This is a genomic window from Pseudomonas sp. (assembly GCF_036404235.1).
GTDB lineage: Bacteria > Pseudomonadota > Gammaproteobacteria > Pseudomonadales > Pseudomonadaceae > Aquipseudomonas.
Map to the genome: position 1 here is coordinate 1 of NZ_DASWOT010000199.1, position 10,731 is coordinate 10,731.

Below are 10,731 nucleotides of genomic sequence, written 5' to 3' on the forward strand. Positions count from 1 at the left end.
ACCTCCACAAACTTGGCCTTTGTACACATCTCCTTCCTGCCCATCGAGCACGCTTCATGTATCTCCAGCGCGCCCGCGCCAAGATCCAGCGCGATACCCACGACGCTGCCCTTGCTTAACTTCCTCGCGACGTTGTTGACCCTTTTTAGCGTTTTCACATAGTTCGTAATCTCACCTGTGTGCAAATAACTTTTGCTGGAAATCCCCAACATCCTTTTAATGGTGGAGTTGTTTTTGAGGCCGGTGCCGAAGCGTCCGATGCCGCGCAGTTGGTCGTCCAGGATTGCGAACAGCTTTTGACGCAAGGCGATGAATTGATCTTTTGAAAGCACCCCTGAACGCCAGCGCTGATAGGCCGCTTCAATGTCTTTGAGCGTGCCTTCAACCTGGCCAAGATGGCTACTCCAGGCGGATGTGGCGCTGCCAATACCGATAGAACTGTAAGACATGATGTTTTGCAGCAAATCGTAGTTATGGATGACGACTCTGCTGCTGGCATGGTCGTTGGCGATAAGGGATTGGTGGATGTCTCGAGCGTAAGCCATCAACTGACTTTCCTCAGGCGTACACATCTGTGTTGTTTGGTCGCCGACGATGATCAACCGCCCCGGCATGACCGCTAAGTTGGGGCTGAAGTCAGGATTGAGTTGATCGAATTTTATTCGTGCGCTAGCGCTCAGCGAGTCCCTGAACCAGGAAAGATGTTGCATTCCATCGTGGATGAATGCGTATGGCCTGGACATGAGTCCATCGTCCTTAATCGACTGGATGAAAGACCGGACGATAAAGATGCGATTTGGTCGATGTCACTAAACAGCGCGTTGAGATTTGCCTGATTACAAGACTTTCAGAAATACCGTCCTGGCTTGCAGATCAAATCCTACAATCCCAGCGGTCCGTCGACTGGGCTGACGGAGCGTCTTATCCATCCGCCACAGGAAACGTGAAGAAATACTTGTCCCCCACCGGCGCGCTATCATGCCGACTTTGTCCGCAGGCACTAAAAAACCCGCCTGTCAGACGTTCGATTTGAGGGAAAGGCATGTCGCCGTGGCTGATAGTCGTGGGAATCGGTGAAGACGGCTACAAGGGGCTGGGCAAGCACGCACGTCACGCGCTGTTAAAAGCACAGCAGGTGTTCGGCAGTTCGCGTCAGTTGGCATTGCTGCCGCCCTGTATTCAGGCGGTGCATCGTCAATGGCCGAGTCCGTTTTCCTTGGGCCCGGTGCTTGAGCTGCGGGGCACGCCCATCTGCGTGCTTGCCAGTGGTGATCCGATGCTGTTCGGCGTCGGCGTGAGCCTGGCGCGTCAGGTGCCGTTCTCGGAAATGCTGGTCTATCCCGCGCCTTCTTCTTTTTCTCTGGCAGCAGCGCGCATGGGTTGGGCCCTACAAGATGTGGTCACGCTGTCGGTGGTCGCGCGTCCTCTGGCCGCGTTGAATGCACAGTTTCACAACGGTTTACGTCTGTTGGTGTTGAGCAACGATGGCAGCAGCCCTGCCGCAATTGCCGGTTTGCTGTGCGAGCGGGGTTTCGGCCCGAGCCGCATGACCGTGCTGGAACATCTGGGCGGCGACGTTGAGCGGCGTGTCGAAGGGCTCGCCAACGAATGGGCCAATCCAGAGATCGCTGCCCTGAACCTGGTGGCCATCGATTGCCGTGCCGACGCCAATGCGCTGCATCTCTCGACCCTCGCCGGTTTGCCCGACACCGCGTTCAAGCACGACGGGCAATTGACCAAGCGCGATGTGCGCGCCATCACCCTCGCCCGTCTCGCGCCCAGGCCCGGCGAATTGTTGTGGGACGTCGGCGCCGGTTGCGGCTCCATCGGCATCGAGTGGATGCGTGCGCATCCGAGCTGTCGGGCATTGGCAATTGAGGCCGACGAAGGGCGCCAGCAGTTGATCGAACTCAACCGTGACGTGCTGGGTGTGCCGGGGCTGCAACTGGTGCGTGGCAGTGCGCCGCAGGCATTGGCGGATCTTGAACGACCGGACGCGATCTTCATTGGCGGCGGTGTCACTCGGCCCGGCGTACTGGAGGCCTGCTGGGAGAATCTGCGCTCAGGCGGTCGCTTGGTCGCTAACGCCGTGACGCTGCAAAGCGAGGCGACGCTGATCCATTGGCGCAAGCAACAGGGCGGCGAGCTGACCCGCATCCACCTCGCCCACGCCAAACCCTTGGGCGAATTCGATACCTGGCGTCAGGCATTGCCGATCACCCTGTTGGAAGCAGTCAAACCCTGATGCGCGAAGAAACCGCCGAACAACCCGCGCCGCTGCGCAGCGGCCTGACCACTGGCAGTTGCGCCACCGCGACGAGCCTTGCGGCCGCGCGCTTGTTACTGGGGGGCGAGACCAACGACGCAGTGGAAATCGTTCTGCCTAAAGGCAAACAGGTGCAAATGCGCCTGGAGTTCTGTCGCCTGCTCACCGAAGGCGCCGAAGCCGGGACGATCAAGGATGCAGGCGATGACCCTGACGTGACCCACGGCGCGCTGGTGTTTTCTCGCGTGCACTTGATCGCGGAAATAGGTGTGAAGTTTGTCGCCGGCCCCGGCGTAGGCACCGTCACCCGGCCAGGGTTGGTATTAGGAGTCGGCGAGCCCGCGATCAATCCAGTGCCGCGCCGCATGATCAATGAACACCTTGGACGGCTCGCTGACGAGTTCAATTACAACGGTGGTTTTGAAGTCACGGTCTGCGTGGAGAACGGCGGCGAGTTAGCACTCAAGACCATGAACCCTCGGCTGGGCATCCTTGGCGGGCTGTCGATTCTAGGGACCAGCGGCATCGTGCGGCCGTTTTCCTGCGCAGCTTACATCGCGTCGATCCACCAAGGCATCGACGTCGCCAAGACCAACGGGTATCGGCACATAGCCGCCTGCACCGGCAACGCCAGCGAAGACACCATGCGCGCGGTCTACGACTTGCCGGACATCGCCCTCATCGAGATGGGAGATTTCGTCGGCGCGGTACTCAAGCATCTGCGCAAAGTGCCTGTGGATAAACTCAGCCTATGTGGCGGTTTCGGCAAGATCAGCAAACTGGCGGCAGGTCATATGGATCTGCACAGCCGCCACTCCAGCATCGACCTGCCGCAATTGGCCCAATGGGCCGCGGATGTGGGCGCAGATGCTGAGTTGCAGCAGGCCATACGCGAGGCCAATACCAGTCAACAGGCACTCGCCATGGCGGCCGCGCAAGGAGTTGCTTTAGGCGACGCGGTTTGCCAACACGCGCTGGATTTCGCCCGCAGCGTGGTGCCTGAGCAGGTTCACGTGGAAGTGTTTGCCATCGACCGTCAAGGCGCGATTGTCGGGCGCGCGGGAGTCCGGGCATGAAGCGACTGTTATTGCTCGGTGGCGTGACGGAAGCATTGGCGATGGCCCGCACGTTAGGCCCACAGCACATTTATAGCCTCGCTGGCGTCGGCCGTGTGCCGACTGATCTGGCCTGTCAGGTGCGCGTCGGTGGCTATGGCGGTGCTGAAGGCCTGGCGCAATTTATCCGCACGCAAGGTATCGATCTGCTGGTGGACGCCACGCACCCTTATGCCGCGCAGATCAGTCAAAACGCTGCGCTCGCCGCGCAACAGGCAGGCATACCGTGTTGGGCGTTGCGGCGCCCGGCCTGGCAATCGACCCCGGCAGATGACTGGCGTGAGGTTGAAGACTGGAGCGCATTGATCACAGCACTCGCGTCGTTCAAGCGGCCTTTATTCACCCTGGGCCGCGAGCCGATGCAGCATCTGCATGAGATCCCTGCTCAGCAGTTCTGGACGCTTCGCGCATTGGACAGTTACCCCGGCAATGAGCGTTGCGAGGTCATCGGCGCGCGCGGGCCGTTTCTGCTGGAGGACGAGCGTGAGTTGTTTAAGCGACGGGACATTGATGTGCTGATCAGCAAGAACAGCGGCAGCGGCGCCACCGAACCGAAGCTGCAAGTGGCGCGCGAACGTGGAGTGCCTGTTTTGATATTGAAACGACCGTTATTGCCGCCTGTGGATCGGGAGTTTTCGACAGTCGAAACATTGCGCGAAGCGCTAGCGCAGGATTTTCTGTAAACCGCCACGCCCATTTTGGACATTACGCAACGCTGGCCATCTCCCGCGCCACTTCCTGCGCCAGCGCGGCAAAATTACGCGCTGGCACGCTGGCGTTGTGCGGCAAGGCAACCGCGACCTTGCACATCGGCATGTCATGAATCACCGGAAATGCCAAACCTGGTCGGCTGTAAAACCGCGCTGTCGACGAGGCCGTGATGCTGATACCGCGTTTGGACGCCACCGCCTGCAATTCACTTTCGACCGTTGACGCTTCATGCACCACATGGGCGCTTTGGCTGTCCCGGTAAAGGTCGCCCGTCCAGTAACTACGCCATGCGCCACTGCCCGGCGCTGCAACAATCGGCTCATTGAGCAAATCGTAAATGCTCACCGATTGCGCTTCTGCCAGACGATGGCCGCACGGCAAACACGCCACGCAAGGTTCTTCGACCAGAGTCATCAGCTCGACACCCACAGACTCGATCGGCGGACGCAGTACCGACACATCCATGCCCTCGTCGATTCCGGATTCAGGTGATGAGAAGTCGAATTCCCGGACCACCACATTGACCTCGGGAAACCGCTCGGCGAACGCGCTCAGTATTTGCGGCATCAGGTCCACACCCGCACCGATCAGAAAGCCGACTTTAAGCGAACCGCGCAGCCCAGCAGCGTGGTCCTTGGCGGTTTGAGCGAAACGTGCGACACGGCCAACGATATCCCGCGCCTCGACCAGCAATGCCTGGCCCGCCTCTGTCAGCGCGACATGCCGGGTATTGCGCACGAACAGAGGAACGTTCAGAAGGCCTTCGAACTGGCGGATGGTCTGCGAAAGGGCCGGCTGTGACACGTGCAATCGCGTGGCCGCACGAACGAAACTCAGCTCTTCGCCCACCATCACGAACGCCTTGAGTAAACGGATATCCAGTGCCGAAGTTTGCACAGTGCCTCCCTTTCGCCATGGTGCGACTGATAAGCCACGCTTATTAATTGCAGCGTAATCCGTCTTTCTAAAGTGCAACCGATACGGCCTAGGATTGAGCCACTCGACGCGACGAGCTTCCCCCGTTCCACGCACTGGAGACAGACATGAATGCCCACAATGAAAACCCTGTGTTGAAAGAAGCAATTGTCGCGCCAGCGGGAAAAATCAATCTGGTGAAGGCCCGTGGCTCGCTGGTCTGGGATGACACGGGCAAGGAATACATCGACTGCACCGCGCAGGCATGGTCGAACAATTTGGGTGCAAACGACCCACGCGTGGTTGAGGCGGCCATCGCCCAGCTACGAGAAATGACGCATATTCGACCCAACTTCGGTTCAGCAGCCCACACCCGGCTGGTCGCTAAACTACGTGAAGTCTCACCACAATCGCTGAACCAGATGGGCTTTGCCCTGCACGGCAGCCTGGCAGGCGAGATGGCCATGAAGCTGGCGTTCAAAAACCGCCCGCAGGCGCAAAACCTGATCGTGTTGCAGGACGGTTATCACGGTCGCTCCCTGGCCACGCTTGGCGCCAGTTGGCCGCACCCGAACAATCCGTTCTTGCCCATCCAGCCACGCTTCACTCGCGTGCCGCACCCCTATCCTTATCGCACGCGTATGGGCATGGACCCGGAAGCAGAATCGCAGCTGTGTCTGGGACTGCTGGAGGAGACCATCCTCAAGGGCGTCGATGGCCCGGTTGCAGCGGTGATGATGGAACCGATTCAGGGCAACGGCGGCCACATCGAATTCCCCCGTTCGTACTACAAAGGCGTGCGTGAGATCTGCGACCGCCATGGCGTGCTGATGATTTTCGATGAAGTCCAAACCGGTTTCGGGCGCATGGGCACCATGTGGGCAGCCGATTACTACGATGTCGCGCCGGACATCATCATCTTCGGCAAAGGTGTGGGTGGCGGCTTCCCGCTGGCGGGGATCCTGGCCCATGATCGGTTGAAGTGGTTCGATGAAGGGGAAGAAGCGCTGACGTTTGGGCACTTCCCGGTGTCGCTGGCAGCGGGCTACGCCACCGTTGAGGCGATTGTCGCCGATGGTTTGTGCGAAAAAGCGCGGTTGTCCGGCGAATACGCCACCGAGCGTTTGCTGGAGATGCAGACGCGTCACCCACTGATCGGCGATGTGCGCTGCCCAGGCTTGATGGCCTCCATTGAATTGGTCAAAGACCGCACCAGCAAAGAGCCTGCACGAGGCGAATCGCAAGAGGTGTATCGCCTTGGCCTGGAACGTGGCGTGTTGTTCGGCGAAAGCCGTTATGCAGGTCTAGGCAATCTGATCAAAGTCAAACCACCGCTGGATATCGAACGCGCGCAGTTGTCACGCGCCCTCGACGTTTTGGACGAAGTCATCGGCATCATCGAGGAGCAACGGGCATGACAGCGACCATTGAAAGCAAGCTCTCCACCGATGCAGGGCAAGCCAAGCCGCTTACGCTGTCGAGTGACGACGCCGACCTCGCGTCTCTGGGTTACGAGCAGAAAATGCACCGAACCATGGGCTCGTTCACCTCGTTCGCCCTGGCCTTTTCCATGGTCTCTATCAACACCGGCGTGGTCACGCTGTTTTCCGACCCGTTCACCCGCGTCGGTGGCATTGGCATTCTGCTGTGGGCGCTGGTGATTCCGTTGGTGACGTGCATCGTGCTGGTCTACTCGCACCTGGCCGGGCGCATCCCGCTGACCGGCTATGCCTATCAATGGTCAAGCCGTCTGGCGGGCAATCACTTCGGCTGGTTTACCGGATGGGTGGCGTTCATCTCGTTCGTCGCCGGGACCGCCGCAACGTCGGCCGCGATTGGCAGCGTGTTCGCGCCCGAGATTTGGCCCAACCCGACGCAGGGGCAGATTCAGGGCTTGAGCATCGGCGCAACGTTGGTGGTCGGTCTGCTGAACATCTGTGGCATCCGGTTGGCGACGCGCATCAACGACATCGGCGCGATCATCGAAATCATCGGCACGGTACTGTTGGCGATTGCGTTGTTCCTCGGCGTGTTTTTCTTCTTCGAGCATACCCAGGGCGTGGCGATTCTTACCTCAGTGGTGCCAGTCAGCGGCGAGCCGGTGAGCTTCACGACGATGGCGTTGGCGACCTTGTTGCCAGTGTCGGTGCTGCTGGGCTGGGAGGGCGCGGCGGATCTGGCGGAAGAAACCAAGGACCCTCGTCGCAGCGCACCTCGGGCAATGATTCGCGCGGTGGTGGTGTCCAGCGTGCTGGGATTCATCGTGTTTGCGCTACTGGGGATTGCGATTCCCGGTAACGTCGCCGACCTGTTCGCACAACCGGAAAACCCGGTGATCAACATCGTGCGCATGCAGTTGGGTAACGTCGCGGGGAGCATCATGATCGTCATTGCGTTTGCATCGATCCTCGCTTGCCTGATCGCCAACATGGCGGTTGCAACGCGTATGACCTTCGCCTTGTCGCGGGACAACATGCTGCCGGGCTCCAAGGCGCTGTCGACGATCAACAAGCATTTCGGCACGCCTATTGGTGCAATCATCCTGATTACCGCGATTGCCGTGTTGCTGAATCTGGCCAGCGGCGGGTTCGTCAAAGCGATCTATTCAATGGTCGGGCTGACGTACTACTGCACATATCTGCTGACGTTGATCGCCGCGCTGATCGCCTACAAAAAACGGCGTATGCCGGACGCGCCAGCCGGCGTGTTCAGCCTGGGTCGCTGGCTGATGCCGATGATCATCCTGGGTGGATTCTGGGCGGTGGCGGTGATCTTGACCCTGAGTTTGCCGGAGGAGAATCACGTGGCGGCAGTGACCACCGGGATCACCCTGGGCGTCGGTGCGTTGTGGTGGTTGTTCTCGCTCAGAGGTCGGCTGAATGCCGGGACGGCTGGGCCGAGCGTGAAACGCTAAGGCTGCAAACCTGGCGTACGCGTGCCCGCGATGGCAGGGGTGAATCCGGCATTTATCACCGGGAATAGCTATCGCGGGCAAGCGCCTTGCGATAATGATCGCGCTCTAATTCAAAGCAACTTTGGCAGTCCGCTTTCCAGTTCGGCAAAGCGATTGCGCAGCAGCGAATGCAATTGCTGAATCGCCGGCGAAAACTGCTTGCGATGAGGGCATACGAGATTGAGCGGCGCAGGCTCACCGGGATAGTCCTGCATCAGTACTTCCAGACGCCCGGCGCTCACGTCTTCGCTCACATCCAGCCAGGATTTATAAGTAATACCCTCCCCGGCCACCGCCCAACGACGGGCCACATCGGCGTCATCGCTGAACAGCGCTCCCGATACCGTCAGCACGCGGGAGCCGATCCGCCACTTGTCATACATGCGCCCGCCGAGGGTGTAAAGCAGACAGTCGTGGCGCAGCAAGTCGTCCGGCTGCAACGGGCGTCCGTGACGCGCCAGATAATCCGGCGAAGCTACCAGCACTCGACGATTCCATGGAGCTAATGACAACGCGATGTAGTTGGCGTCTTCGATGACGCCATAACGAATCGCCACATCCACCGGATCACGAAACATGTCGGCGACTTGGTCGGACAAAAATAAGCGCATGCTCAACGCAGGGTGTTGCCGGCGAAACGCCGACAGCCACGGCAACAACATATTGCGCCCCAGATCAGAAGGCGCCCCCACTTGCAGCACACCACGCAATTCAGCGCTTTCGCGACGCAGTTTCTCTCGGCCATCCTTCAGCGCATCCAGGACGGTTTGTGCCGTCGGCAGGTACTGCTCGCCCTCGGCAGTCAGCCGCAAACTACGCGTCGAGCGCGCAAACAGGCGAATATCCAGCTCACGTTCCAAGCGCTTGATCGCTGCAGCGACTTGCCCCGCAAGCAGATCAACTTCTCGCGCGGCATTGGAAAAACTGCCCAGCGCTGCGGTGCGCACGAATAAAGAGAGGTCATCGATGCGGATCATTTTCACTCCAAGTGTGAAAGTGTTCGTGCATTCTGCCGGTTTTTCTTTGCAACAGCGAAGGTGAAGATGGCCTCAACGTTTTGAATGAATGTTCTGCCGGAATGTTCGAATACCTTCACGCCTTAAGAGAAATCGCCATGAAAGCCATCGCCTTCACCCAACACGGCCTGCCCATCGAAGACCCAAGCGCACTGATGGACATGGATCTGCCAAAACCAACCCCGGGGCCCAGAGACTTGCTGGTGCAAGTGCGGGCTGTTTCGGTGAACCCAGTGGACACCAAGATTCGTGCTGGCACCGCCAGCACCGAACCGAAAGTGGTGGGTTGGGATGCCGTTGGCACAGTGCGTGAAGTGGGTCGCGACGTGACGCTGTTCCAGCCAGGTGATGAAGTGTTTTATGCCGGCTCCATCCTGCGCCCCGGCAGCTACAGCGAATTTCATCTGGTGGACGAGCGCATCGTCGGGCGCAAACCGACATCGATTGATGACGCCCACGCAGCAGCGCTGCCGCTGACTTCGATCACCGCGTGGGAATTACTGTTTGATCGCCTGGGCGTGCAGGAAAATGGTGGCGAAGGCGACAGCTTGTTGATTGTCGGTGCCGCTGGCGGTGTGGGATCGATCCTCGTTCAATTGGCGCGTCGGCTGACCAAAATGACCGTGATCGGCACCGCATCGCGCCCTGAAACCAGCGATTGGATCAAGCAACTCGGCGCTCATCATGTGATCGATCACAGCAAGCCATTGGTGGAGCAATTGGAGAAAATCGGCGTTGGCCAGGTCACTCACGTCGCCAGCCTGACCCACACCGACAGCCACTTCCTACAGTTGATCGAAGCCCTTCGCCCACAAGGCAAGCTGGCACTGATCGACGACCCGAAAACCCTCGACGTGATGCCGATGAAACGCAAGGCGCTGTCGCTGCATTGGGAGCTGATGTTCACCCGCTCGCTGTTCGAAACCCCGGACATGATCAAGCAACACGAACTGCTAAACCGCGTCGCCGACCTGATCGACGAAGGCGTGCTGAAGACCACATTGGGAGAGCATTTCGGCACGATCAACGCCGCCAACATGCGCCGCGCTCACGCGCTGATCGAGAGCGGCAAAGCCAAGGGCAAGATCGTTCTCGAAGGCTTCTGACCGTCCCAACCTATCGATTATCGCGGGCGGGGCCAGCACGCATTGTAGGAGTGAACTTGTTCGCGAGGCGGTGTTTCAGATACACCTCATGGGTCGCCTCGCCAACAAGTTGGCTCCTACAAGTCGTCATCGCAAATGCTGTATGGACGGGTCCGCAGTTCACCCCGGCTCGTACATGCGGGGCGGGGCCAGCACGCACTGTAGGAGTGAACTTGTTCGCGAGGCGGCGTTTCAGACACACCTCATGGGTCGCCTCGCCAACAAGTTGGCTCCTACAAGCCGTCATCGCAAATGCTTTATAGACGGGTCTGAAGTTCACCCCGGCTCGTGCATGGCGGGCCGGGGCCAGCACGCATTGTAGGAGTGAACTTGTTCGCGAGGCGGTGTTGCAGACACACCTCATGGGTCGCCTCGCCAACAAGTTGGCTCCTACAAGTCGTCATCGCAAGTGCTGTATGGACGGGGCTGAAGTTCACCCCGGCTCGTACATGGCGGGCCGGGGCCAGAACGCATTGTAGGAGTGAACTTGTTCGCGAGGCGGCGTTTCAGACACACCTCATGGGTCGCCTCGCCAACAAGTTGGCTCCTACAAGCCGTCATCGCAAATGCTTTATAGACGGGTCTGAAGTTCACCCCGGCTCGTGCATGG

Annotated in this window: 9 protein-coding genes; 6 read left to right on the plus strand and 3 right to left on the minus strand. The window is 59.4% G+C overall.

The genetic code is table 11. The annotated features are described in order from the left end of the window. Nucleotides 1-743: hypothetical protein (locus VGC62_RS24910; RefSeq protein ID WP_331189743.1), on the minus strand; the 743-nt coding region annotated here is incomplete at its 3' end. Between the two features lie 299 nt (nt 744-1,042). Between VGC62_RS24910 and cbiE the strand changes: the two genes are divergently transcribed. The 3 genes from cbiE to VGC62_RS24925 are packed head-to-tail and all read left to right on the plus strand — an operon-like array spanning nt 1,043 to nt 4,064. Next, a complete protein-coding gene (cbiE, locus tag VGC62_RS24915; protein WP_331189744.1) occupies nt 1,043-2,245 on the plus strand; it encodes a precorrin-6y C5,15-methyltransferase (decarboxylating) subunit CbiE in 1,203 nt (400 codons plus the stop codon). After that, nucleotides 2,245-3,342 (plus strand): cobalt-precorrin-5B (C(1))-methyltransferase, encoded by a 1,098-nt coding sequence (locus tag VGC62_RS24920; RefSeq protein ID WP_331189745.1) that lies wholly within the window; start codon nt 2,245-2,247, stop codon nt 3,340-3,342. Before cbiE ends, VGC62_RS24920 begins: the two co-directional genes overlap by 1 nt. Continuing rightward, a complete protein-coding gene (locus VGC62_RS24925; protein ID WP_331189746.1) occupies nt 3,339-4,064 on the plus strand; it encodes a cobalt-precorrin-6A reductase in 726 nt (241 codons plus the stop codon). The genes VGC62_RS24920 and VGC62_RS24925 overlap by 4 nt, the downstream gene beginning before the upstream one ends. A gap of 22 nt (nt 4,065-4,086) precedes the next feature. Here VGC62_RS24925 and VGC62_RS24930 read toward each other — a convergent pair whose 3' ends face one another. Then, complete coding sequence (locus VGC62_RS24930; protein ID WP_331189747.1) at nt 4,087-4,989, minus strand: LysR family transcriptional regulator; 903 nt, start codon at nt 4,987-4,989, stop codon at nt 4,087-4,089. Nucleotides 4,990-5,135: 146 nt separating this feature from the next. Between VGC62_RS24930 and VGC62_RS24935 the strand changes: the two genes are divergently transcribed. Together VGC62_RS24935 and VGC62_RS24940 are read left to right on the plus strand one after the other, a co-directional pair. Beyond that, nucleotides 5,136-6,425 (plus strand): aspartate aminotransferase family protein, encoded by a 1,290-nt coding sequence (locus VGC62_RS24935; RefSeq protein ID WP_331189748.1) that lies wholly within the window; start codon nt 5,136-5,138, stop codon nt 6,423-6,425. Next, on the plus strand, nt 6,422-7,921 hold the full coding sequence (locus tag VGC62_RS24940) for an APC family permease (protein ID WP_331189749.1): 1,500 nt from the start codon (nt 6,422-6,424) through the stop codon (nt 7,919-7,921). The genes VGC62_RS24935 and VGC62_RS24940 overlap by 4 nt, the downstream gene beginning before the upstream one ends. Before the next feature lie 110 nt (nt 7,922-8,031). Here the strand turns inward: VGC62_RS24940 and VGC62_RS24945 are convergent, their stop codons facing one another. Further along, complete coding sequence (locus VGC62_RS24945; RefSeq protein ID WP_331189750.1) at nt 8,032-8,937, minus strand: LysR family transcriptional regulator; 906 nt, start codon at nt 8,935-8,937, stop codon at nt 8,032-8,034. Nucleotides 8,938-9,074: 137 nt separating this feature from the next. Between VGC62_RS24945 and VGC62_RS24950 the strand changes: the two genes are divergently transcribed. Next, nucleotides 9,075-10,082 (plus strand): zinc-binding alcohol dehydrogenase family protein, encoded by a 1,008-nt coding sequence (locus VGC62_RS24950; RefSeq protein WP_331189751.1) that lies wholly within the window; start codon nt 9,075-9,077, stop codon nt 10,080-10,082. The last annotated feature ends 649 nt before the right edge of the window (nt 10,083-10,731 follow it).

Excerpts from the sequence above, each read along its gene's own strand:
- VGC62_RS24935 (WP_331189748.1), top strand. The coding sequence starts at position 5,136 with ATGAATGCCCACAATGAAAACCCTGTGTTGAAAGAAGCAATTGTCGCG.
- VGC62_RS24920 (WP_331189745.1), top strand. The coding sequence starts at position 2,245 with ATGCGCGAAGAAACCGCCGAACAACCCGCGCCGCTGCGCAGCGGCCTG.
- VGC62_RS24940 (WP_331189749.1), top strand. The coding sequence starts at position 6,422 with ATGACAGCGACCATTGAAAGCAAGCTCTCCACCGATGCAGGGCAAGCC.
- VGC62_RS24950 (WP_331189751.1), top strand. The coding sequence starts at position 9,075 with ATGAAAGCCATCGCCTTCACCCAACACGGCCTGCCCATCGAAGACCCA.
- cbiE (WP_331189744.1), top strand. The coding sequence starts at position 1,043 with ATGTCGCCGTGGCTGATAGTCGTGGGAATCGGTGAAGACGGCTACAAG.
- VGC62_RS24945 (WP_331189750.1), bottom strand. The coding sequence starts at position 8,937 with ATGATCCGCATCGATGACCTCTCTTTATTCGTGCGCACCGCAGCGCTG.
- VGC62_RS24925 (WP_331189746.1), top strand. The coding sequence starts at position 3,339 with ATGAAGCGACTGTTATTGCTCGGTGGCGTGACGGAAGCATTGGCGATG.